The following is a 24,205-nucleotide window of genomic DNA, read 5'->3' as shown; positions in this document are numbered from 1 at the left end:
CCCAAACACATTCCCTTAGGCACAGGTGATTAGAACATGAGCAAGCCCAACAGCGGCCCGGTGAATTTCGACGAAGCGGCCCGCATGGCGCAGACCACGGCGGGCGGCCCGCGCTATGCCCCGCTGCGGCTCGAGGAGGTCAGCCCCGAGGGACAGGAGCAGGTCGATGCGATTCGCGCCGCGTTCCATATCCCCGAAAGCCGCCCCTTCCCCGACGTCAGCCTGATCACCCTGCGCCATCCCGGCATGTTCAAGGGCCAGATGGTGCTGGGCATCGAACTGGCCGCGCGCGGCGCCATTCCGGGGCGTGAGCGCGAATTGATGATCCTGCGCCTGGCCCGCCTGGCCGGGGCGCCGTTCGAATGGTGCGAGCATGTCGATATCGGCAAGGCCTTCGGCATCACCACCGAGGAAATCGAGCGCGTGCTGGAAGGCTCGGCCGCGCCGGGCTGGAGCGCGCACGATTCGGCGATGCTGCGCGCGGTGGAGGAACTCGTCGCCGATCACTGCATGGCCGATTCGACCTGGGACACCCTCGCCCAGACCTGGGACGAGAAGCAGATGCTCGAAGTGCCTATGCTGGTGGGCGCCTACCTGATGACGGCGCTTCAGCAGAACACGTTGAAAATTCAGCCGAAGGGCGGTTTCGACTACCGCTGACAGGCGCATTTCCCGCCGCCTCCCGCAACCTCTCCGCCTGCCGGTTCGGCAAACCGACACGCGCGGCCCATCGGGCGGCGCGTGTTTGCATGTCTGTGGACAAGTCCGGCACCAATTCGGGGAAGTCTGGGGACAGGCGGTGCACCGGCAGCGGACATCGCCTGCCGAGGCCTGTGGATAGACCTGGGCAAATCCCCTGAAAAACCTAGGGAAAGATTGGGAAAAAACGGGCCGGGTGGTCTTTTGCGCTAGGCAAGACCGACCCGGCCCAGGAGGACAGGAAGGGCAGTACCGACACCCCATGACAAGTGCCGGAACCGGGTCCTTGGGTGCAGGCTTGACGGCCAGGACAAGCTGCGTATCAATGGCTAATGATAATCATTCGCAAGTGCAAGCTCTTTTCGTCCAAGCCCGGAAAGAGCCCCGCCCCTGCCCTTTCGCATTGCCTGTTTCGCAACCTGGAGACCTGCCATGTACCAGTATGTCGACCGCCCGCTGAGCACTCTGGACGAAGGCTGCCGCTTCCTCGTCTGGTCGATGCGGGCCTGGGTCACGACACTGTCGCAGCGCCGCTGCCCGGCCGAGTCGCTCGCCCCGGCCTTCGCGCGCTGGCGCATGATCGGCGGGCTCCAGCCGTTCCATCGCGCCATGCTGATGTTCAACCGCGACGCGCTGGAGACTTTCGCGTTCTGCCCGATGGCCTGCGATCACGTTTCGGAGCACGAGGCGGTGATTCTCGAACTCGTCTCCTCGCTGCGCGACCGCGGCGCCCAGGCGACTCGCGAGACGCTGGAGCTGGTGGTTCAGGAGGACGCGGTGGGCGACCTGCTCGAAACGCTGTCCAAGCTGGGCGCGGCCATGGCGATTGCCGGGATCTTCCCCGAGCAGCCCGTCGCAGCGCCCGAACACCGCGACTGACAGGCTGGCTGGCGGGCGTCAGGGGGCGCTCGCAACCCAGCCGATCAGCCCGGCCAGAGCGATCGCCTGCAGGGCAACGATGGCCATGAGGTAGTTCACGAAGGGCTGCTTGCGCGTCTTGTGGCGGAACATCCGCCGCCCCAGCAGCGCGCCGGGCGACCCGCCGATAGCCGCCAGCGTCAGCAAGTGCCGCTCCGACACCCGCCGACCGCCGCTTACACCGACTCTGCGCGACTGCGCCTTATCATAGCCGTAGACGGCGAAAGTCCAGAAATTGAGCCCGCATAGCAACGCGGCGACAAGCATGGGTGCATTCATGCGCTGCACCTACACGCAATCACCGAAGCTGGGCAGTCCTTAGCGCCATCGCGCCAACAGCGCCTTTGCGCCCATCTCGGCTATTCAGCAGCCCCCGGACCGCGCTCCATAGCGGCCTTTCCGGTGCTCGCCGCCCTCCGAAAAAGCGGCCTGACGGGACACGCCCCGTTGCGGGCGCCACGCGATGTGGCATTTTACGGTGATGACGGAACAGCTCTCCCTGAAATTCATAATTGCGGCCTGCGTCATCCTCAGCGCATGTGCGCATAGCGGTACTCTAACTCCGAGCAAAACTGGAGACGTCATAGGAACAGCTACAATGGAAGCTGACCTGACCCTTCATTTAGACCTTAGGAGTGTTGAGTGTGATGGGACCGAAGTGGTTGGCTCGGTAAGCTACAAGCCAAGCGATGCATACTATTCAAAAATTCTCGACCATGTAGGCGAAATTCAGCCAGGGCAGAGCAAACCTGTGACTGCATGGCCGAGCGAACCGTGTAGCGGCACACACGATAGCCCGTAGGTCCGCTAACCACCCCTAATTGCCTTTCCAGGGCGCCGATCGCATCGCGTGGTGAGGTACAGCCGCCCGACCGTTTTCGGGCAGCCCAAACCCCTAGCTTTAGCGGCGATGATGGGTGGGAAGCCGACCGTCTGGTTCGGATTTTAAAACACCCGTTGCCGATGCCAAATCCGCACCCAGATCTTCGTCATTCCCGCCCCTCTTCGTCATTCCCGCGGAGGCGGGAATCCAGTCAATGCAACGCTTCGAAGCCAACGCCGGTGGCGAGATCGCGCCACTGCGGATTGCCTTCGAGTGTCCCTCATTACGAGGTTGCTACTGGATTCCCGCCTTCGCGGGAATGACGAATGGAGTGAACAAGCGGCAAGCCATCCGGGCTCAACAAACGTCCGCAATGGGGCGTTTCCTTCCGTTCCGCGTTTTAACCGAGCCCCGCTCAGGCTGAGCCTGTCGAAGCCCCCCGGGGCGGGGCGCCAGACTCCCCATCCTTCGACAAGCTCAGGATGAGCGGGGTGGGTGGAGCGGTGGCCACTTCCGACCTCGCAATGCGTGCCCAGCGGTTAGGCGGCGCACAAGGTGGACATTTCGAGGGTCCGGGGGATCATCCCCCGGGACTTCCCTTTTCTCCTCTTCTGAACCGCTGCGCGCCCACGCATAGCGGTCCCAGTTTCGCTGGAATGCCGCTCAGTCCAGCGGCGCGACGTCTACCGAGAAGAACATCGTCTGCTCCGAGGAACCCCGGAAGGTGCCGTCGAGCGGGGCGACGTCCGAGTAGTCGCGGCCCATGCCGATGAAGATGTGGTCGGTATCGGCCAGCATGTCGTTGGTGGGATCGAAGCCGATCCAGCCGAGTTCGTCGCCGCACCACAGGTTCACCCAGGCGTGCATGGCGTCGGCGCCGACGAGGCGGTCCTGTCCCGGTGGCGGCAGGGTCCGCAGGTAGCCGCTGACGTAGGCCGCCGGGATGCCGTGGGCGCGGGCGGCGATGATCATGATATGGCTGAAGTCCTGGCAGACCCCGTGGCGCGCGCAGAAGGCTTCGATGGGCGGCGTATCGGCGACGGTGGCGCCCGATTCGTAGGCAAACTGGTCGTGGATCGCCGCCATCAGCGCGCGGCCCGCCTCCACCACCGGCATCGTCTCGCCAAGGAACGCGCTCGACCACATGGCGATGTCGCGCTCCGGCACCGCGATCGGCGAGGCGAAGCTGTAGGAGGCGGGGCCGAGCGGCGAGAGGTCGGGCTTGAGCATCGCCCGTTCGCGCAAGTCGGCAAGGCCGGGGCCGGTGGCATCGGTGATGCGCGCGGGCAGCGGCTCCTTCTCCACCGTGAAGCGGCTCTCGATCTGGAGCCGGGAGATCGGCTCGCGCAGGGAGAACCGCGCCTCGTTGACGTAGTAGCCGCCCTCGCGCTCGGCCACGGTGGCGGGCTGGGGATCGACGCTCAGCGCATAGTCGCTGAGGCGCTGTCCCCGCCATGTGCTGGGGCGCAGGCGCGCGTTGAACTGGGCGAGGCGCACGGGGGCGGCATATTCCAGCGTGGTGATATGGCTGACCGAATAGCGCATCACAGCAAGGCGGTCCGCCGCTCGGCCTGTTCGGGGTCGAACTGGAGGAAGTAACGCGCCGAAATCGCGTCGGACAGGCCGTAGAGTTCCTGCTCGATCTCGGTGAGGGCGAGGCTGGTCATGTCCTGCGCAGCGGCGGCCTGGAGGCGGCCGAGCAGCGCGCGGGCGGCGCGCATCGGCGCTTCGGGCAGGTTGTCGTCGCGCACGCTGGGCAGCGCGGCGAGATGCTCGACCACACCGGCGATCTGGAACACCAGCGCGCGCGGGTTGTCGGGATCGAGCAGCAGGAGATCGCGCACCGGGCCTGCCATCGGCCCGGTCAGGTAGCGCGTGCGGTAGATGATCTGGCTGTCGCACAAGTCCAGCAGCACGCCCAGGGCGCCGGTGCCGTCGGGGCCATCCGGCCCGGCGGGCGAGGCGGCATCGCCGAGGCGGCGCACCATGCGGCAGATGCCCTGCGCACGCTCGATCCGCTGGCCGATCTCGAGGAAGCGCCATGCGGCGGAGCGCACCATGTTCTCGGAGACGAGGCCCGCCAGCGCGCTGAAATGCTCGGTCAGCGACCGCACCGCGCCCAGCAGGGTGGCGGGGCGATGGAGGTCCACTTGCGGCACGGCCTGGCTGACCAGCCGCCAGAAGTCGCGCGCGAAGCGTTCGCGCAGGGCCAGCCCCACCGCCTGGCGCCGCCGCATCAGCGCGGTGACGCCGCCGGGCAGGCTTGCCTCGGCCAGCACCGCGGCGCAGATCGCCTGCACGTCCGCCGCCGCGCCGGGGGCCTCGTCCTGCGAGGCGATGCTGCCGGTTTCGCCCAGCAGGCCGACCAGCGCGCCGACCACCCCGCCCTGCTCCGCCGGGCCGCCGTCGATCTCCACCGAGCCGTCGAGCAAGGCCCGCAGCACGCGCGTGACCAGCTGCGCGCGTTCGTTGTAGCGGCCGAACCAGTAGAGATTGTCCGCCGCCTGGCTGGCGAGGATGCCGCCCCCGCGCGAGATCGGCGGCTCGGTCAGCGTGCGCACGGTGAACTGCGCCGGGCTCGGCGCCTCGTCCACCACCCAGACGTCGGCGGAAATCTCGCCCTCGCCCATCAGCGAGGTTGGCAGCGCCTGACTGGCGGCGAGGCGGGCGAAGCCGCCCGGCATGACGGTCCAGTTGCCGTCGGCATCGCGGGCGACAAAGGCGCGCACGGTGAACGGGCGCGGCACCACTTCGCCGCCAACGATGGCGGGCGCGGTGGAGAGGTGGACGATCTCCTGCCCGCAATAGTCCATCGGGCGGCGGGCCAGCGCCTCGAGCAGCGCGCCGCGCTGCACGCTGTCGAGGTCGGCACCGGCCACCGGCTCGCGCCGCTCCAGCCCCTCGACCGGCTGGCCGAAGGCGGGCAAGATCGCAAGCTCGGCAAGCCGCGCGGCGACGGTGGCGCCTTCCGCCGCCTGCCCGCACCACCAGGTGGCGATGTTCGGCAGGATCGGTTCCTCGCCCAGCACGACCTTGCACAGACGCGGCATGAAGGCGGCGAAGGCGGGGCTTTCCAGCACTTCGGTGCCCGGCCAGTTGATCATGCCGACACCGCCGCGCGCCCAGGCCTCGAACAGGTTGGCGACGCCAAGCTGCGAGCGGGCGTCGAAGGCCAGCGGGTCCAGAGACGTCGTGTTGATCCAGCGCCAGATCGAATCGACGCGCTTGGGGCCCGCGATCGTGCCGACCCAGAGCCGGTCCTCCACCACCGAGAGGTCGCGCCCTTCCACCAAGGGAAAGCCGAGATAGCGCGCAAGGTGCGCCTGTTCGGCATAAGTCTGGTTGAAGCGCCCCGGGGTCAGCAGCGCGATGCGCGGCGCCTCGCGCCCGCAGGCGGCGATCATGCCTTCGCGCATGACCGCAAAGAAATCGACGATGCGGCGCACTTGCTGGTCGGCCAGCAGGTGTCCGGCGAGCCGGGTCATCGCCAGCCGGTTTTCCAGCGCGTAGCCGATGCCCGAGGCGATCCGCACCCGGTCCTGCAGCACCCGCCACTGGCCGCGCGGGCCGCGCGCGAGGTCGGCCGAATAGACCTGGATGAAATGGGGATGCGCCTGCTCCGCCCCCAGCCGCCGGGCCGGGTCGAGCATCTTGCGCGCGAAGAACGGGCTTCCGGCGATGACGGCCGCCGGCAGATGGCCTTCGCGTACCATGCGCTGGTCGCTGTAGATGTCGGCGGCGAGGTGTTCGAACAGTTCGGCGCGCTGGATCAGCCCGCGCTCGATCACCTCCCACTCGCCCGCGCCGATCACCACCGGCATGGCGTTGAGCGGCCATGCGCGCTCCTCTTCCTCGCCGGTGACGCGGAAGGTCAGGCCAAGGTCCGCGGCATTGCGCGTGGCGGTGTCCTGCAAGGCCACCGGATCGCCCTCGGACAGCGCGGCAAGGCCGGAGGCGACCGCCCGCCAGCGCGCGGCAACCGGATCGGCGGCATCACCGAACAGGTCGCCGCCCGAGACCGGCACCGGGTAGGCATCGAGCCAGCCGGGCGGGCTATCGGTCAGTCCGGGCGGCGGTGCGGCGGCCATGGGGTCATCATGCCCCGACCGGGCGGCGCAAGTCGAGCGAATAGGGGAACTCGCCCGGCACTTCCTCGGGCGGGGCCGGCATCGGCCCGGGCGAATGGCCGTGCGGCTGGAACCGCGCCTTGCGCCGCGCCTCGGCCTCATAACCGTTGATCGGCACGTCGTCGTAATGGCGGCCGCCGGGATGGGCGACATGGTAGACGCAGCCGCCCAGCGAACGGCCGTTCCACAAGTCCATGATGTCGAAGGTGAGCGGCGCATGGGCCGCCAGCATCGGGTGCAGGCACTCGGCCGGCGCCCAGGCCTTGTAGCGCACGCCGCCGACGCCTTCGCCCGGCCCGGTCATCGTCAGCGGCACCCGCCGCCCGTTGCACGAGATCACATGGCGCCCGGCGACCAGCCCGCTGGCCCGCACCTGCAGGCGCTCGGTCGAACTGTCGACATAGCGCACGGTGCCGCCGATCGCCCCGGTTTCGCCCAAGACGTTCCACGGCTCCAGCGCATGGCTGATTTCCAGCGTCACGCCGCCGCCCTCGACCTCGCCGTGGACCGGGAAGCGGAACATGCGCTGCGCCTCGAACCATGCCGGGTCGAAGCGGTATCCGGCGCGGGCAAGATCGCCCAGCACGTCCAGGAAGTCCGCCCAGACGAAATGGCCGAGCATGAACCTGTCATGCAATTGCGTGCCCCAGCGCACCAGCGGCCCGGACTGCGGCTCCTTCCAGAACCACGCCGTGAGCGCGCGCAGCAGCAATTGCTGGGCAAGGCTCATCTTGGCATCCGGCGGCATCTCGAAGCCGCGAAACTCGACAAGGCCGAGGCGGCCGGTCGGCCCATCGGGGCTGAACAGCTTGTCGATGCAGATTTCGGTGCGGTGCGTATTGCCGGTGACGTCGACCAGCAGGTTGCGGAACAGGCGGTCCACCACCCACGGCGCCGGTTGCGCATGCTCGCCCCCCCCTGCAAATGGATTGGGAACCTGGGACAGCGCGATTTCCAGCTCGTAGAGCGCATCGTGGCGCGCCTCGTCGATGCGCGGGGCCTGGCTGGTCGGGCCGATAAACAGGCCGGAAAACAGGTAGCTGAGCGAGGGATGGCGCTGCCAGTAGGTGACGAAGCTCTTCAGCAGGTCCGGGCGGCGGATGAACGGACTGTCGAGCAGGCTGGGCCCGCCCAGCACGATATGGTTGCCCCCGCCAGTGCCGATCGAGCGGCCATCGACCATGAACTTGTCCGCCGTCAGCCCCACCTCGCGCGCGGCATCGTAAAGCGTCTCGGTGATCTCCACCGTCTCGCGCCACGAGGCGGAGGGGTGGATGTTGACTTCGATCACGCCGGGATCGGGGGTGACTTTCAGCACGTGCAGGCGCGGATCGGGCGGCGGCGGATAGCCCTCGATCCGCACCGGAACGCGCTGCCCGGCGGCGACCGCCTCGACGGCGGCGACGAGTTCGAGATAGTCCTCCAGCCGCTCGGTCGGCGGGATGAACACGGCCAGGTAATCGCCGCGAGGCTCCACCGTCAGCGCGGTGCGCACCGCGCCTTCGATCAGGTGCTGCTCGACGCGCTCCCCCGCCGCGCCGCTGCCGGCCGCACGGACATATTCGGTCCGCTGCGCCTCGTTGCTGCCCGAAAGCCGGGTCTCGGACCCGCGCGCGGTCACCTGCTCGCGGTAATCGGCGAGCGGCTCGCGCGGTTCGGCCGTGTCGCGCGGGTGGATATAGGGATAGGCCGAAGGCGGCACATAGGGCAGCGCGCCCAGCGGCAGGCGGTAACCGAGCGCGGAATCGCCCGAAACCGCCGTCAGCACCCCGCGCCGCACCCGCCAGACTTCGCTCTTCCAGCGCGGCGCCTGGCTTACCGAGGCGTTCCAGCGCTGCACCGGCAGGACAAAGCCGGTCGGCTTTTCCAGCCCGCGCCGGTAGACGCGGCGGAAGCGGCGGGCCAGTTCCTCGTCGTCGATATGCGAATCTTCGGGCACGGTGTTGACCGGCAGCTGCTCCTCGCGGAACTTCCACCAGTCGGCATCCTCGAACACCGGCTGCACGAATTCCTCCGCCAGCCCGAGATTGAGCGCGGTGTCGCGCAGCAGCGCATCGGCGGCGGCGGCATCGATCGACGGCACCGGATCGGGATCGCCGCCCTTTTCCAGCGGCTTCTCGCCGGCGATCAGGCTCTCGTCGCGCCAGATCGGCACGCCGTCCCCGCGCCAGTAGATCGAATAGCCCCAGCGCGGCAGCGTCTCGCCCGGATACCACTTGCCCTGCCCGTGGTGGAGCAGCGAACCCGGCGCGAACTTCGCGCGCAGCAGGCGGATCAGCGTGTCGGCATAGGCCGCCTTGGTGGGGCCGACCGCCGCGCCGTTCCACTCGGGCGCCTCGAAATCGCCGTCGGCGATGAAGGTCGGCTCGCCGCCCATGGTGAGATTGGCGCCCGCCGCCACAAGATCGGCGTCCACCCTGTCGCCAAGGTCCAGCAGCGCCTGCCAGCGTTCCTCGGTGAAGGGCTTGGTGATCCGCACCGCCTCGGCAATGCGCGAGACGTCCATCTCGAAATGGAAATCGACTTCGGCAGGCTCGGCCATGCCCTCGATCGGGGTGGCGGAGCGATAGTGCGGCGCGGCGCAGAGCGGAATGTGCCCCTCGCCCGCAAACATGCCCGAAGTGGCGTCAAGCGCGATCCAGCCCGCGCCGGGTACATAGGCCTCGGCCCAGGCGTGCAGGTCGGTCACGTCCTCCAGCACGCCCTTGGGGCCGTCCTTGGGAATGACGTCGGCCACCAGCTGGATCGAATAGCCCGAGACGAACCGCGCCGCGAAGCCGAGGCGGCGCAGCAGCTGCACCAGCAGCCAGGCCGAATCGCGGCAGGAGCCGATGCCCACCGCCAGCGTCTCTTCCGGGGTCATCACCCCGGTCTCCATGCGGATCACATAGCCGATGCGCTGCTGCAGGCGGCTGTTGATGTCGACCAGGAAATCGACCGTGCGGCCTTCGTATCCGGCATGCTGGGCGACCAGTTCCTCAAACAGCGGGCCCTGCTCTTCCAGCTCGAAATAGGCGGCAAGGTCCGCCTTCATGCTCTCCGAATAGGCGAAGGGATAGGTCTCCGCCTCGGGCTCGACGAAGAAGTCGAAGGGGTTGATGACGGCGAGTTCGGCCAGGAGGTCCACCTCGATCGAGAAATGATCGACCGGGTCGGGGAACACCACCCGTGCCTGCCAGTTGCCGTGCGGGTCCTGCTGCCAGTTGAGGAAATGCTCGGGCGGGCTGATCTTCAGCGAATAGTTGGGGACCGCCGTGCGGCTATGCGGCGCGGGGCGCAGCCGTATCACCTGGGGACCGAGGCGCACCCGCCGGGAGTAACGGTAGCGCGTGAGATGGTGGAGAGCCGCCTTGATCATCGGCCGTGACTGTGCGCGAATCTATGCTGCACTGCAATGATCTTCCATTGGTCCTGGATTCAGTTTGAAAATTCGCGATGCGAATTGCGCGGCACCGGCCCGCTCCCGTCCCGAAGAACACGAAAGGGTCCGGGGGACCTTTTCGCTGAGGGGGCCGACCACCCATCAGGATACACTCGTGGGTGGTCGGGTGGGGGAGCGGGCCGGTGCCGCGCAAAAATGCCCTGCGGGCATTTTTCAAACGGGATCTTGCCGCCGGAACTTGATAGATTGCGCAAGAAGCCCCCACAATTGCAGCAAAAGTGACATCATGGCATGCAAGGGGGTCCAAGGGGTGCATGGCGCCCATGACTCGCTCGAACGAAGACGTAGGACATGCTGGACATTCACGAAGACACGGCCCCCGGTGAACGCAGCCCGGTGACCGACCTCGCCACCCTGCCCAACCGCTACTTCAACCGCGAGCAGAGCTGGCTGGCCTTCAACGAGCGTGTTCTCGCCGAAGCGAGCAATCCCCATTACCCGCTGCTGGAACGGCTGCGGTTCCTCTCGATCTCGGGCAGCAACATCGACGAGTTCCTGATGGTGCGCGTCGCCGGCATCGCCGGGCAGGTGCGCCGCCAGATCGAGGAAATCTCGATGGACGGCCTCACCCCCTCGCAGGCCATCGCCATCACCCATGAAAAGGTGCTGCAACTCGAGGCGATCCAGCAGGAAACCTGGGCGGACCTCAAGGTCCAGCTGGCCGGGGAAGGCATCCGGGTGGTGGGCGAGGAACCGCTCGATGCCGAGCAGCAGGCCTGGCTGCGCAACTACTTCCTCGAACACGTCATGGCGGTGATCACCCCGCAGGCGATCGACCCGGCGCATCCGTTCCCCTTCGTCGCCAACCAGGGCATCGGCATCCTGTTCTCGCTGACCCGCGTGGCGGATGACGCGCCGGTCATGGAAATGGTGCTGATCCCCGCCCCGCTGCCCCGCTTCGTGCGCATTCCCGGAGAGCAGGCGGCGTGGATCTCGATCGAGGACGTGATCTGCCGCAACGCGGACGAACTGTTCCCCGGCTTCACGCTGCACGGCCACGGCGTGTTCCGCATCCTGCGCGACAGCGACATCGAGATCGAGGAAGATGCCGAGGACCTGGTGCGCTACTACCGCACCGCGATCCAGCGCCGCCGCCGCGGCCTTGTCATCGTGCTCCAGCTGCAGGGCAAGTTCGACCCGGCCGCCGAGGAGCTGCTGCGCAACCAGCTCGGGCTCGATAAGGCGCTGATCATGAAGACCGAGGGGCTGATCGGCTTCTCCGGCCTGTCGACGATCTGCGACGAGGACCGCCCGGAACTGAAGTTCGAGCCCTATACCCCCCGCTATCCCGAACGCATCCTCGAGCATGACGGCGACATCTTCGCCGCCATCCGCGAGAAGGACATCGTTGTCCAGCACCCCTACGAAAGCTTCGAGGTGGTGATCGACTTCCTGCGCCAGGCCGCGCGCGACCCGGACGTGATCGCGATCAAGCAGACGCTCTACCGCGCCGGCAAGCAGTCGGCGATCATCTCCGCCCTCATCGGCGCGGCCGAACAGGGCAAGTCGGTGACCGCGGTGGTCGAACTGAAAGCCCGCTTCGACGAGGAGCAGAACCTGCTCTGGGCCAGCCAGCTCGAACGCGCGGGCGTTCAGGTGATCTACGGTTTCGTGGACTGGAAGACCCACGCCAAGACCTCGATGGTGGTGCGGCGCGAGGGCGACGGCTATCGCACCTACTGCCACTTCGGCACCGGCAACTACCACCCGATCACCGCGCGCGTGTATACCGACTTGTCCTACTTCACCGCCGATCCGGCGATGGGGCGCGACGTCGGCCGCCTGTTCAACTTCATCACCGGCTATGTCGAGCCCAAGGGCACCGAGTGCCTGTCGATCTCGCCCATTTCGCTGCGCTCCACGCTCTACACCAACATCGACGGCGAGATCGCCAATGCCCGCGCCGGCAAGCCCGCGCAGATCTGGGCCAAGATGAACTCGCTGACCGACCCCGGCCTCATCGACAAGCTCTATGCCGCCAGCGAGGCGGGCGTCGACATCGAACTCGTCGTGCGCGGCATCTGCTGCCTGCGCCCCGGCATCACCGGACTGTCGGAAAACATCACTGTGAAGTCGGTGATCGGCCGCTTCCTCGAACACTGCCGCATCTGGGCCTTCGCCAACGGCGCGGACCTGCCCAACCGCAAGGCCAAGGTCTACATCACCTCGGCCGACGCGATGAGCCGCAATCTCGACCGCCGGGTCGAGGTCATGGTGCCGATCACCAACAAGACCGTGCACGACCAGGTGCTCGACCAGGTCATGCTGGCCAATCTGCTCGACACCGAACAGTCCTGGGTGCTCCACCCCGACGGCAGCTACGACCGGGTGGGAGAAGTGGACAACCCCTTCAATCTCCACCGCTATTTCATGACCAACCCGTCGCTCTCAGGACGCGGCGCGTCGCTTGCCAGTGGACGAAAAGTGCCAAAGCTCTCGCTAAGACGAGGCAACATCTGACATAAGGGGGGCAATTGGCCCGAGTCTCGGGCTCGAGAGGCAATCGACCAAAGACCCCCTATGATCGGCATCAGCCTGGTTTTCCTATGATCGGCATCAGCCTCAAGAGCGAAAAGCGCGCGATCATCGACATCGGTTCGAACACCGTGCGTCTGGTGATCTACAACGGGCCGCCCCGCGCGCCCGTCGTCATCCTCAACGAAAAGGTGAGCGCCCGGCTGGGCCGCGACCTCGGCAAGACCGGCGCGATCGCCGAAAAGGGCATCCGCAGCGCGCTCATCGCGCTCGGCCGCTTCGCCGGCCTGCTGCGCCTGTTCGAGGTGAAAAACGTCGAATGCGTGGCCACCGCCGCCGCGCGCGATGCAACGAACGGCCCCGAGTTCCTGGACGCGGTCCGGGCCCTCGGCCTCCACCCCCGCCTGCTCACCGGCGAGGAAGAAGCCCGCGCCAGCGCCACCGGCGTGATCGCCGCCTTCCCCGGCGCCCGCGGCGTTGCCGCCGACCTTGGCGGCGGCAGCCTCGAACTCGTCGAGATCGCCGATGGCGAAAGCTGGCACGGCGTTACCCTGCCGCTCGGCACCCTGCGGCTGCCGGACTTGCGCGCCAGGGGACCGGCCGCCTTTGCCGACACCGTGCGCGACGGCCTCAAGCGGGCCGGATGGGAACAGGGCAAGGGCCTGCCGCTCTACATCGTCGGCGGGTCCTGGCGCGCGCTCGCGCTTCAGGCCATGCGTGTGCTCGACTGGCCGGTGGACGATCCCCACGGCTTCGAACTGCCCGCCTCGCAGGCGCTCGACCTCGCCCGCGAATTCGCCAGGGGCAAGCTGGGCGACGTCGATTCGCGCACGTCCGCCTCGCGCCTCGCCTCGCTGCCCGATGCCGCCGCGCTGATGGCCGAAGTCATCACCCGCCTCAAACCGTCCAAGCTGGTGTTCTCCTCCTGGGGCCTGCGCGAAGGCCTGCTTCACGCCCAGCTCGATGCCGAGGTGCAGGCCGAGGACCCGATGCTGGCCAGCGTCGCCGCCTTTTCCGCCAGTGCCCGCGTGACGGCGGACGATGCCGTCGCCCTTGCCAGATGGACCGCTGCCGTCTGCCGCGAGGAACCGCAGGACCGCCAGCTGCGCCAGGCCTCCGGCCTGCTCGCGCTCGCCGCGATGCGCACCGAACCGAACCTGCGCACCGAAGAGGCGATGACCTGGGCCCTGCGCAAGCGCTGGATCGGCCTCGACATGCACGGCCGCGCGATGATGGCGATGACCGTCTTTGCCAATTCCGGCAAGACCGAGGTGCCCGACGCCTTCGCCCGCCTCGCCTCGAAGGAAGACCTCGACCGCGCGATCGGCTGGGGCCTCGCGGTGCGCCTCTGCCGCCGCCTGACCGGCTGCTCGCAGTCCGGCCTGTCGCAGACCTCGCTGCGGATCGAGGACGGCGCGCTGGTGCTGACGCTCTGCGAAGTGATGCGCCCGCTCTACAGCCCCGGCGTCGCCAAGGATCACAAGGCCTTGGCCGATTGGCTCGGGCTGGAGTGCGAGGTGCGCGATGCGGCGGGACTCGCGATCGTCGATTAAGGGGGAAGAGTAAAAGCAGGGGAGCATAGCCCCCCTGCGCCGCAAGGAGCGCACGACGGATAGGCTGGGCGCGACGAAGACGTTTCGAGGGTCTGGGGGATCATCCCCCAGGACTTGCCTGTTTCTTTTACCCTACCAAAGTCGCACTCTCGGCAATCTGGCTGATCCCGCGCTTCCCGTCCCGCCGGTCAAGCTGCACGACGATATCGATCACCGAGGCCGCATATTCCAGCGTCTCCGCGCGCGTCAGCCCCAATCCTGTCTGCATCGACATCAGCGCGATCTGCTCCAGCGCGCCGCGCGGGGTATTCGCGTGGACGGTCGAGAACGAGCCCGGATGGCCGGTGTTGATCGCGCGCAGGAACGACACGGTCTCGCCGCCGCGCAGTTCGCCCAGCACGATGCGGTCGGGCCGCAGGCGCAGCGCCGCTTGGAGGAGGTCGTTGGCGGAGACTTTCGCCTCGCCCAGTTCGCCCTTCACCGCGATCAGGCCCACGCCGTTGGCGCCCGGCAGATGCAGTTCGGCGGTGTCCTCCACCAGCACCACGCGCTCGTGCCCGGGGATTTCGCCGAGCATGGCATTGAGGAAGGTGGTCTTGCCGGTCGAGGTGCCGCCCGAGATCAGGATCGTGCGGCGGCGGCGGATGGCGTCGCGCAGGAAGGCGATGGGCTCGGCCATCGGATCGGGCGTCGGTTCTTCGACCGGCGGGGTGATCGGCCCCCGGTCATAGGCGTCGAGCGGCAGTTCGAGCAGGCGGTGGCGGCGGATCGCCATGGCCCAGTCGGACCGCGTGGCGGGCGGGCCGACCAGCTGGATGCGCGCCCCGCTACCCTGCCCGCCACCATAACCGGACAGCGTGGCGGAGAGCAGCGGATGCTCGCGGTTGATGCCCTGGTGGCTGATCCGCGCGACCTGTTCGGCAAGGCGCTGGAGCAGGCGGTTGTCGAGCGCGGGCAAGGCCACGCGCTGCATGCCGGAAAGCGCCGCATCCTCGATCCACACCTCGCCCGGCCGGTTGACGAGAATCTCGGTCACCGTCTCCTTGTCGAGCCAGGGCCGCAGCGGCGCGAGGTAGGCGTCGAGATAGACGCTGCGCTGCGCGCCTTGCGCGCCCCCGTCAGACATGGATGCGTCAAACATGGGGGTGGCAGGCAGGGGTGCGGCAGGCAGGGCCTGAAGGGAAAGAACGTCCGCCATCGATCCAATCTTCACCGATCATTGCGCCTGGCTGAAGTCGAGGTCCTTGGCGGTGAACACGCGGATCGGCTCGCCCTGGCGCACGCGGATGGTCGGGCCGACACTGCCGTTCTGCTGGATCGCCGCCGCGGCCGCCGACTGGCCGCCGCCGACCACCACGCTCGACCCGCTCGACACGATGGTCGAGAGGCCGCCGACGACGGAAAGCAGCATGGCCGAGCCGAAACGCTCGAAGAAGTGGCTGTTGACCTTGCCCGCAAGGCCGGTCTCGCCGCCGAAGGCAACGGCGGGCGAGCCGAGGTTCACCGAGACGCCGTCCGGGCGGATCAACCGGCTCCAGATCACGTAGGCGCGCTTCTGCCCCGCCGTGAGGCCGCTCTTGTACTGGCCGATCAGGCGCGAGGAGCGCGGGATGAGCACGCGCTTGCCGTCGAAACTGCGCACGTCGGTGGAGACGATGGCGCGCACGTAGCCGGGCACGTCGGTATCGATGGCGGTTTCCAGCACCGCCGGGATCAGCGTGCCCTGCGTGACCGTGGTGGCGGGATCGAAGTTGCGGGTCGCCGAGGCGGTGGAGCCGGTGCCGCCCACGCGCGCGGCGAAATCGTCGTTGGCGTTGCCGCCGCCCTTGGCTTCACCGGCAGGTCCGGCAAGCCCGGCCGGCGCCGGTCCGGCGCCGACGTCGAAAACCACGGTCGGGCTGGCGTAAGGATTGGCGGCAGGCGCAGCGCCCGGCGCGGCGGCCAGCACCGGCGCGGGCGCCGGGGCGGGCAGCGGGGCGGCGGCGGGCGCGGCGACCGGCGCGGGCGCGGGCACGGCGGGAGCGGGCGCGATGGCGGCGGCCTGCGGAGCAGCGGCGGGCGGCGTGGGTTCAACCCCTGCAACCGGCGACGTGCGCACCGAATCCATCGACCACAGCGTCAGTCCGCCCAGTGCCATCACGAACACGATCCCGGCCGCGAGCCCCAGCCCGTCGGCCTTCTTGCGCTGGGTGACGCGCGGCAGGACGTTGCGGGTGGTAAGATCGATGACCTCGGCGCCCTGCCCGTCACGCGGGTCGGCGGCGGCATCGGCAGCGATCTTTTCGCGCATCGAGGAATTGGGCGCCATGGTCAGTTCCCCTTGGCCGGAGCAGGCGTGGAAGCAGTATTGGCAGCGACCGCTGCCGCGGGAGCAGCCGGTGCGGCAGCAGCGGCCGGCGCCGCATCGCTGCGGTTGTTTTCCAGCGTGGCGCTGGCCTTGCCCGAGCGCAGGATGATGAGCCGGGGCACTTCGGCCACCACGATCGTCTGGCCGCGCACGGCGTAGTTCACCGGGCCTTCCTCACCCTTCTCGTTCTGCACGAGAATGGCGGGCACGGCAGTGTTTTCCGGCCAGAGCAGATAAGTGGAAAGCCCGTCGTCATAGACACGCGCGGGCAGCAGCCTGGGCGCGCCGGTGCGTTTCCACGCGAAGTTGAGCGCTGCCGGATCGGCGGGCATCGCCATCGCATCACCCTCGGCGATCGCGCGCTCGGACGGTTCGAGACCTGCCAGCGCCGCCCCCGGAATGGCGGGCGCGGTCTCGGCCGGTTCGTCCTTGTAGGTGAAGCGCAGCATGTAGAGCGGCCGCGCCTTGGCCGAGGCGACCAGGTCGAAGAAATAGGTGTGGCGGTTGGTCACCACCGTCATGTTGGTACGCGCGCTGGCTTCCAGCGGCTTCACGAACAGCAGGTCGGCGCGCTTGTTGGGGGTGATCTGCCAGGTCTGCGAATCGCCGACCGCCACGTTCTCGATCGATTCGCCCTTGCCGAAGGCGATGGTCGCCTGGACCCCGGCCTTGCCGTCGATCCGCACCACCTGGTTGTCGGCGAACGGACGCTCGACCAGGCGCTCGTCCGCCAGTGCGGGCGAGGCGAGCATCAGCAGCGCGGGAATGGCGGTCACAGCGAGGGAGACTCCACGAATTTGGGCCTTGCTGCGGAACATCACGAATTCTCCTTCACCGGCTTCGATGCGGTGTTCTGGGTCGCGTTGGGGTGGGACGCCGGGCGCCCGCTGTCGTTCGATGCACTGCGGAACCGGCTGCCGATGCCGCGCGCCCGCGAGGCATGGCTGTGTCCCAGCGGCTCGATTCCGCCGCCCGAGACCTGGGTTACCACGGTTCGCCGTTCGCTTGAATGCGTTGCCGCACCCGCGCCGCCGCCCGAAGCCGCCATGGCCGCCGCGCTGGCGGCAGAGACGGCAGGCGCGCGGCCTTGCGCAGCGGAAGTCGCAAATGGCTGCACCTGCACCGAAGGCGGCGGCGGCGCGGCCTGCGAGGCACTGTCGCCGCGTCCGCGCGAACGCTCGCCGTCGGCAAGGCCAAACACCCGCCAGCCGGACACCAGCGTGGCGGAAACCTTGAGCATCATGCCCATCAGCGCCAGATGCACGGCGGCGACGACAAACAGCGCCATGGCCGCGCGCCCGTCGATCTCGCCCAGCTGCGCGCCCTGGACCAGCGAGGAGACGATCGGCACCAGCAGTTCCAGCGTGATCCCGCCGCCCAGCACCACGAACAGCGGCGTCAGCGCCGTCAGCACGACACCGCGCAGCCAGCCCGCGGTCAGCCCGCGGGTGCCGCCGAACAGGCCCATGACCACAAAGATCGGCCCGAGCGCGACCAGCACGCCCAGCGCGATGCGCGCGGTGAGCAGCACGCCCACCGTGCCGAGCAGCAGCATCAGCGCGCCCATCCACATCACGCTGTCGGGCGAGAACAGCCCCGCGCCGCCGGCCGCCGCTGCGGCCTTGACCGCCCCGGCCCCGGCTCCGGCGGCAGCGCCTTCAGCCGCCCCCTGGGCCGCTTCACCGCCGCCCTGCCCGGCAGCCTGAGAGGCTTCGGCAATGGCGTTGAAAACGATGTCGATGCGGTCACCGAAGATCTGCGTGGCCGATCCCCTGGCGCCCATCACCGCGCCCGCGATCCAGTCCGGGCCGCCGATGGCGAGGTTCCACACCACGCTCTGGTAAGCCATCCAGCTGGTCGCGAAAGTCAGCACGAAGCCGATCGTCAGCATGCGCGGCGTCAGCGCCGAGACGCTGAGGCTGGAGCGCCCGGACAGCAGCGAGAAGCCAAGAAACGCGATGTAGAGCGTCAGCACGAGGATGAGGACCGGCCCCATCGCCCCGCCGGCGCCGAACAGGCGCCCGAACGCGGCCGCCGCCATCTCGTTCGAGACGCAGTCCACCGCGCGCAGCGCCGGGGCAACGCCCTGGGAGGCCAGTTCGGTCAGTTGTTCGCAGGCGGCGCTCATCCGCCTTACTCCGCCGCCTGGCCCCAGGCGGCATCCTCGTCCTGCTCGCCCCATTGGTCGTTGGGCCACTGGAGGCCGGTGAGCAGCGGATACCACGCCGAAGGCTCGTCACCGTAGCGTTCGCGAAGCTGGTCGAGCTTGCGCACGGTGCTCTCGCGGCCCGACAGCACGGTGAGCACTTCGGGCATGCCCGAAAGATCGAGGCGCACCACCACCGAGGCGTCCGACTGGCGGATCAGGAAGCAGCGCGAGTGCGCGGGCAGCGTCTTGATGACGTCGAGTTCGTGCTGCGAGAGGCCAAAGCCCTCGCAATAGTCCTCATGGCGGGCGCGGGCATTGGGCATGAACACCATCGTCGCGGTCTGTTCGACCAGCGCGGTGGCGATCTTGCTGTCGAGCGCGTCGCGTGCCGACTGGGTGGCGAAACCGACCAGCGCGTTGCGCTTGCGCAGCGTCTTCAGCCAGTCGCGGATACGCGCGGCGAAGACTTCGTCGTCGAGCGCCTTCCAGCCCTCGTCGATGAGGATCATCGTCGGCTCGCCGTCGAGGCGCTCGTCGATGCGGTGGAACAGGTACATCATGACCGGCGTGCGCAGGCGCGGGCTTTCCAGCAGCGCGGTCATGTCGAAGCCCAGCACGCGGGCCGAGAGGTCGAGCCGGTCATGCTGGTTGTCGAACAGCCAGCCATGTTCGCCGCCCTGAAGCCACGCGTCGAGGCGCGAGGCGAGGTCGCCCGGTTCCGGGCGGCGCGCACCGGCCAGCAGTTCGCGGAAATGCGAGAGGCGGCGCAGCGAGGGATCGTTGTGGTAGGCCGCGTCGACCGCGCCGGCGATCGTCGCCAGTTCCTCGGGCCCCTTGGCTTCCAGCAGCACGCCCAGCCAGTCGCGCAGGAAGGCGCGGTTGGCGGCGGTGTCGGGCAGCGAGAGCGGGTTGAAGCCGGTCGGATGCCCGGCGGCGACGCGGCTGTAGGTACCGCCGATGCCGCGCAGGAACACTTCGGCGCCGCGATCCTTGTCGAACAGGACTGTGCGGGGTGAGAACTTCTGCGCCTGCGCGGCGAGGAAGTTCATGACCACCGTCTTGCCCGAACCCGACGGACCGATGACGGTGAAGTTACCGAGATCGCCCTGATGGAAGTTGAAGAAGAACGGCGTCGCGCTGGTGGTGGCGAGCAGCGTCACCGCATCGCCCCAGTGGTTGCCGCTCGCCTGCCCCATCGCAAAGCCGTGGAGCGAGCCGAAACAGGCCATGTTGGCGCTGGAAATCAGCGCGCGGCGCACGATGTAGGCCTCGTTGCCGGGGAACTGGCCCCAGAAGCCGGGCTCCATGTTGACGTCCTCGCGCACCGCGACGGCCCCGGCATCGGCCAGCGCGGCGGCGCAGGAGGCGGTCACCTCGTCCAGCCCTTCAAGCGTGGGCGAGCGCACCAGCACCGACAGATGATGGTCGCCGAAACCGACCGCGCCGGTGCCGAGGGCATCGCGCGCGGCGCTCATTTCACGGCGCTCGGCCATCGCCTCTTCATCCGCCGAGCGCAGGCGGCGGATCGCCAGGTCGATGCGTTCACGCGCGATCTGGCGGTCGCAGGGGGCATAAGTCTCGGTCAGGACCAGTTCGGCGGGCAGGCGCAGCAAGGCGTCGGTGAGGCCCGGCGAGGTCGAATCGGGATAGTCCTTGAGGCTGACCAGCGAGGCAAAGCCCGAACCTTCGGCGCCGCGCAGTTCCAGCGCGTCCATGCCGAAGCTGATCCGGCGATAGGGCAGCATGTGGCCAAGGTCGGTGCCCTCCACCGGGCGGCGCACCGGGCGCATCTCGCCGTTGTAGAGCGCCGAGACCAGTTCCAGCACTTCCGAGCAGTTGCCCGCCCCGCCCTCGTAGTCGCCGAGGATACGCGCGCCGTAGGAACCGAGCGAGGCGACCATCGCCGTCGCCGCCGCGCGCAAGGCGCGCACGTCGGAGACATCGGCTTCGGCGGGTGCCTTGCCGCTATTCTTCATGAACCGGGACAGCTTGTCGGCCCAGCCCGCCTTGCCGCGCGCGGGGCGGCGGACCAGGGTGATGAACTGGTCGTTGACGAACAGCGCGCCGGACCCCGTGCGCGCCTTCCAGCGGGCATCGATATGGGCGGCCAGCGGATCGTCGAACTGGCCGTCCATCGCGATCTCCACCCGGCGGCGGATCACGTGGTGGTACAGCACGAAGCGCGCGTCGAGCGAGGAGCGCAGCAGCACTTCGCGGGTGGCGACGTGGGCGTTCAGTTCCTCGCTGTCGGCGGTCTCGAAGGCAAGGCCCGGCACCACCAGCGAGAGCATGACCGACCCGTCGCGCAGCAGCACGACGTTCTCGTCGACGAAGGACTGGTAGGGAAGCCGGTCGCCCACCATGGCTTCCTTGGCACCCCAGCCCTTCAGCACGGACTTTCTGTTCCCGGACATCTTGTCGCTTCCCCCGCCGTTTGCTTGGCGCGCCCGCTCAGGGCGAATAGCTGTTGCAGCCCCAACGCTGCCAGTTCGGCACGCGCGGGCACTTGCTGACCTTGGCGAGCCAGAGGTCGAAGATCCGCGGCTCGCGCAGGCAGGCGACGTAGCCGATGCCATGCACCAGCAGCGCCACCGGCAGCGCCCAGAAGCTCTTGGTGATGAGGAAGGCTTCCGTCGTCACCAGGCCGTTGATGATAAAGAAGGTGAAGGTCACCCCCGCGAACATCTGCGGGCGGGTGAGCGCGCGGTGCACCGGGAAGCGCGCGAGGCTCATGCCTCAACCCGCCGCCGACTGGATGCCGGAGACGATCGCGCCGGCACCGAACAGCACGAAGCAGCCGATGATGACGGTCGCCCCGAAGCGCCAGTTCATGCGCCCGGTCAGCATCATGAAACCGACCGCCGCCACCGCCATGACCGCGACGGCCGTGGCGACGTGGCCGAGCAGCGTGCCCTGGAGCCAGCCCAGCGCCGCCACGATCGGACCGGACCCGGCCGGATCGCCGCCACCTGCCGCCTGCGCATTCGCGGCAGCCGGCGCCATGGCAGCAAGCGCTGCAAAAATGTTGAAAACGCCGCGAAACTTGCGGGTGCCAAGCTGAACGTGTCGAATCACCATGCCCTCCGTATGGAGGCCAAGTGCGTTATCGGGATGACAGGTGTGTGACGGTGAGACGGCAAAATCGACCGTCGTGTTGCAATCCTGACGCAAGAATCCCGAAACCGCCATCGCGACTCGCGGCAAACCGCCGACAGATCGCGCAGGCCGCGCCCCTTCCCCACATGGCGCGACCCGAAGGGGAAAAGGATCAGGGACGGGTGCGGGAAGGAGACGGAGAGCGGTTCACCGCCCTCCGCGCCCCCTCAGGGCATTACCGGAGCGGCGGCTGGGATCAGCGCGAGGCCTGGGCATTGGCGCGCAGCAGCTGGCCCAGCGCACGGCGTGCGGCAAAGCGCGAATCGGCCCAGGTCCCGTCCGCCAGCTGGAGATCGTAGCGCTCCGGACTGTTGACGGCGGCACGGTAGCTGGCGAGCGCCTTCTCGGTCTGGCCATTGGCGACATAGGCCGCGCCGAGGTTGATGAGGGTGGCCGGATCGTCCGACTTCGGCGCCCCGGCGGCCTCCAGCTTGCGCAGCGCATCCTGCGCCCTGCCGGCGGAAAGTTCGTCATAGGCGACGTCGACACGGTCATGCGTCGGCTCTGCCACGGCCAGCGAGGCGGGCGACTGGGCAAGCAGGACAGCGAGGGCAAGGGCGGTAAGGGACACGGCAGTTCTCCCGGTTCGATCTGTTGATTGCATGCAACATCCGCCGGAAAACGCGCGTCCGCAAGAAAATGACGCGAGTGTCATAAAACTGCAATCAAAGCGTGAATCGTCTCGAAACGAGCGAGTCGAGGTCCGTTTCGGCGGACATAAGCAGACCTGCGTAGGCCAACCGGCGCCAAATCGATGTTGCCGTCATATTGCGGTCATCCAACCGAATATTTCTGTCACGGTAACGCCAACAAACTGTCACCCCCTCGGCCTAGACGCCCCTCACAGCGAAGGCGGACTCGCCGTCTCGTAGCGACCTGTCCAACGGGGGAACTCACGTGAAGACTATCCATGGCATGCTGCTGCTCGGCTGCAGCGCCCTTGCACTTGCCGGTTGCGGCGCCGACGACGTTGCCTCGCCGGGCGCGGGCAGCATCGTGATCAACAATCCGACGCCGACCCCCACGCCGACCCCGACGCCCACTTCGGGCACCGTGACCGCGGCGGCTTCGTGCCCCTCGACCGGCGGCGTTACGCTGACCAACGACGGCGTCATCACCAGCCCCGAAGGCACCTGGCGCGTCTGCACCCTGCCCGCACTCGTCGACGTCAGCTCGGCCCTGCCCAAGGTCGCCGGCGTGCTCTATCGCCTGAACGGCCGCGTCGACGTCGGCTGCGACGGCGGTTTCTCGGCCCCGACGGCGGCCAAGCCCTTCGCCACCACCACCGCCAGCTGCGGCGGACGCACCCTGACTGCCGACACCAACGTCACCCTGACGATCGATCCGGGCGTGATCGTCTACGGCGAAAACGGTTCGGAACCGGCCTGGCTCGCGGTCAACCGCGGCAACAAGATCAGCGCGACCGGCACCGCCTCGGCCCCGATCATCTTCACCAGCGTCCAGAACGTCACCCGCCCGAGCGGCTTCGACGACAGCGCGCAGGGCCAGTGGGGCGGCGTCGTGCTGCTCGGCCGCGGCGTGGTGACCGACTGCAACTACGGCTCGACCGCCGCCGCCACCTGCGAACGCGACACCGAGGGCGCGGTCAACAAGGCCGTCTTCGGCGGCGCCGACAACACCTACAATGCCGGCACGATGAAGTACGTGCAGATCCGCTATTCGGGCTTCGTGCTGTCGAACGGCAAGGAACTGCAGTCGCTGACCGCCGAGGGCATCGGCACCGGCACCACGCTGGAATACTTCCAGTCGGTCAACAGCTCGGACGACGGTGCCGAGTTCTTCGGCGGCGCCGTGAACTTCAAGCACTACATCGCGGTCAACGCCGACGACGACAGCCTTGACGTCGACACCGGCCTGCAGGGCAACTTCCAGTACGTGCTGCTGCTCCAGCGCAGCCGCGGCGGCGACGCCATGGTCGAGGCCGACTCGAACGGCCTGGAAACCGACACCCCGCGCCAGAAGACCGTGATCGCCGACTTCACGATGGTCCAGCCCGCCGTCAGCTCGAACAACGAAGCGAACGACCTCGCCTCGCTGCTGATCCGCGGCAATGCCGACGTGACGCTCGTCAACGGCGTGATCAACACCCCGAACAACGAGTGCCTTCGCCTCAACGGCACCGGCACCACGCCGGCGACGCTCAAGGCCTACTCGGTGGTGATGAGCTGCAACTCGACCAAGTATCTCGGCTCGGGCAGCTATACCGCCGCCAACACCCAGAGCCAGTTCGGCTCGGGCAGCAACAACAACAACGACGCCTTCACCTCGACGCTGACGAGCACGTTCGTCAACGGCACGAACGAAAGCGGCGTCGCCGCCTACACCGGCCTCACCACGCTCTCGAGCTTCTTCACCGCGGCCACCTACATCGGCGCCGTCAAGGATGCCTCGGACACCTGGTACAAGGGCTGGACCTGCAACAACGCCACCGGCGCGTTCGGTTCCACCTACAGCTGCACGGTGCTGCCGACCACCTGATCGGACCGCCCGCGATT

The 24,205-nt window shown here is 68.1% G+C and carries 17 protein-coding genes; 5 read left to right on the top strand and 12 right to left on the bottom strand.

The window, feature by feature from the left end; all coding sequences use genetic code 11:
- Window positions 1-36 precede the first annotated feature (36 nt).
- Window positions 37-660, top strand: coding sequence for a carboxymuconolactone decarboxylase family protein (locus DM450_RS03220; RefSeq protein WP_142632567.1), 624 nt, complete (start codon window positions 37-39; stop codon window positions 658-660).
- Window positions 661-1,131: 471 nt separating this feature from the next.
- Window positions 1,132-1,578, top strand: a complete 447-nt coding sequence (locus DM450_RS03215) for a hypothetical protein (protein ID WP_142632566.1) — start codon at window positions 1,132-1,134, stop codon at window positions 1,576-1,578.
- A gap of 18 nt (window positions 1,579-1,596) precedes the next feature.
- Here the strand turns inward: DM450_RS03215 and DM450_RS03210 are convergent, their stop codons facing one another.
- From DM450_RS03210 to DM450_RS03195, 4 genes are all read right to left on the bottom strand, one after another.
- Window positions 1,597-1,896, bottom strand: coding sequence for a DUF1294 domain-containing protein (locus DM450_RS03210; RefSeq protein ID WP_260610137.1), 300 nt, complete (start codon window positions 1,894-1,896; stop codon window positions 1,597-1,599).
- A gap of 1,207 nt (window positions 1,897-3,103) precedes the next feature.
- Complete coding sequence (locus tag DM450_RS03205; protein ID WP_142637437.1) at window positions 3,104-3,985, bottom strand: transglutaminase N-terminal domain-containing protein; 882 nt, start codon at window positions 3,983-3,985, stop codon at window positions 3,104-3,106.
- Window positions 3,985-6,528 carry a circularly permuted type 2 ATP-grasp protein gene (locus DM450_RS03200; RefSeq protein WP_142632565.1) on the bottom strand — a complete coding sequence of 848 codons (2,544 nt, stop codon included), beginning with the start codon at window positions 6,526-6,528 and terminating at the stop codon, window positions 3,985-3,987. The genes DM450_RS03205 and DM450_RS03200 overlap by 1 nt, the downstream gene beginning before the upstream one ends.
- A gap of 7 nt (window positions 6,529-6,535) precedes the next feature.
- The gene (locus DM450_RS03195) at window positions 6,536-9,925 is read right to left on the bottom strand and encodes a DUF2126 domain-containing protein (protein WP_142632564.1); all 3,390 of its coding nucleotides are present in this window, start codon (window positions 9,923-9,925) and stop codon (window positions 6,536-6,538) included.
- Between the two features lie 375 nt (window positions 9,926-10,300).
- Here DM450_RS03195 and DM450_RS03190 point away from each other — a divergent pair, with 375 nt between their 5' ends.
- Together DM450_RS03190 and DM450_RS03185 are read left to right on the top strand one after the other, a co-directional pair.
- Window positions 10,301-12,469 carry an RNA degradosome polyphosphate kinase gene (locus DM450_RS03190; RefSeq protein WP_142632563.1) on the top strand — a complete coding sequence of 723 codons (2,169 nt, stop codon included), beginning with the start codon at window positions 10,301-10,303 and terminating at the stop codon, window positions 12,467-12,469.
- 86 nt (window positions 12,470-12,555) lie between these two features.
- Window positions 12,556-14,037, top strand: a complete 1,482-nt coding sequence (locus DM450_RS03185) for a Ppx/GppA family phosphatase (protein ID WP_142632562.1) — start codon at window positions 12,556-12,558, stop codon at window positions 14,035-14,037.
- 127 nt (window positions 14,038-14,164) lie between these two features.
- Here DM450_RS03185 and virB11 read toward each other — a convergent pair whose 3' ends face one another.
- The 8 genes from virB11 to DM450_RS03145 form a co-directional block, all read right to left on the bottom strand.
- Window positions 14,165-15,235, bottom strand: a complete 1,071-nt coding sequence (virB11, locus tag DM450_RS03180; RefSeq protein ID WP_142632561.1) for a P-type DNA transfer ATPase VirB11 — start codon at window positions 15,233-15,235, stop codon at window positions 14,165-14,167.
- An 18-nt stretch (window positions 15,236-15,253) separates the two neighbouring features.
- Window positions 15,254-16,345, bottom strand: a complete 1,092-nt coding sequence (locus tag DM450_RS03175; RefSeq protein WP_142632560.1) for a TrbI/VirB10 family protein — start codon at window positions 16,343-16,345, stop codon at window positions 15,254-15,256.
- A 2-nt stretch (window positions 16,346-16,347) separates the two neighbouring features.
- Window positions 16,348-17,202, bottom strand: a complete 855-nt coding sequence (locus tag DM450_RS03170; protein WP_142632559.1) for a TrbG/VirB9 family P-type conjugative transfer protein — start codon at window positions 17,200-17,202, stop codon at window positions 16,348-16,350.
- Window positions 17,202-18,512, bottom strand: a complete 1,311-nt coding sequence (locus DM450_RS03165) for a type IV secretion system protein (RefSeq protein ID WP_142632558.1) — start codon at window positions 18,510-18,512, stop codon at window positions 17,202-17,204. The genes DM450_RS03170 and DM450_RS03165 overlap by 1 nt, the downstream gene beginning before the upstream one ends.
- Before the next feature lie 5 nt (window positions 18,513-18,517).
- Entirely contained in the window at window positions 18,518-20,947 is a 2,430-nt protein-coding gene (locus DM450_RS03160) for a VirB4 family type IV secretion/conjugal transfer ATPase (protein WP_142632557.1), read from the bottom strand.
- 37 nt (window positions 20,948-20,984) lie between these two features.
- On the bottom strand, window positions 20,985-21,266 hold the full coding sequence (locus DM450_RS03155; protein ID WP_142632556.1) for a type IV secretion system protein VirB3: 282 nt from the start codon (window positions 21,264-21,266) through the stop codon (window positions 20,985-20,987).
- 3 nt (window positions 21,267-21,269) lie between these two features.
- On the bottom strand, window positions 21,270-21,611 hold the full coding sequence (locus DM450_RS03150) for a TrbC/VirB2 family protein (RefSeq protein ID WP_142632555.1): 342 nt from the start codon (window positions 21,609-21,611) through the stop codon (window positions 21,270-21,272).
- Window positions 21,612-21,885: 274 nt separating this feature from the next.
- Window positions 21,886-22,260 (bottom strand): tetratricopeptide repeat protein, encoded by a 375-nt coding sequence (locus DM450_RS03145; protein ID WP_142632554.1) that lies wholly within the window; start codon window positions 22,258-22,260, stop codon window positions 21,886-21,888.
- A gap of 326 nt (window positions 22,261-22,586) precedes the next feature.
- Between DM450_RS03145 and DM450_RS03140 the strand changes: the two genes are divergently transcribed.
- Entirely contained in the window at window positions 22,587-24,188 is a 1,602-nt protein-coding gene (locus DM450_RS03140; protein WP_142632553.1) for a hypothetical protein, read from the top strand.
- Window positions 24,189-24,205 lie beyond the last annotated feature (17 nt).

Origin of the sequence: Sphingomonas sp. IC081, from assembly GCF_006874585.1 — a bacterium.
Taxonomy (GTDB): domain Bacteria; phylum Pseudomonadota; class Alphaproteobacteria; order Sphingomonadales; family Sphingomonadaceae; genus Novosphingobium.
The sequence above is the reverse complement of the archived record's forward strand: the minus strand, read 5'-3'. Positions and strand labels throughout refer to the sequence as shown.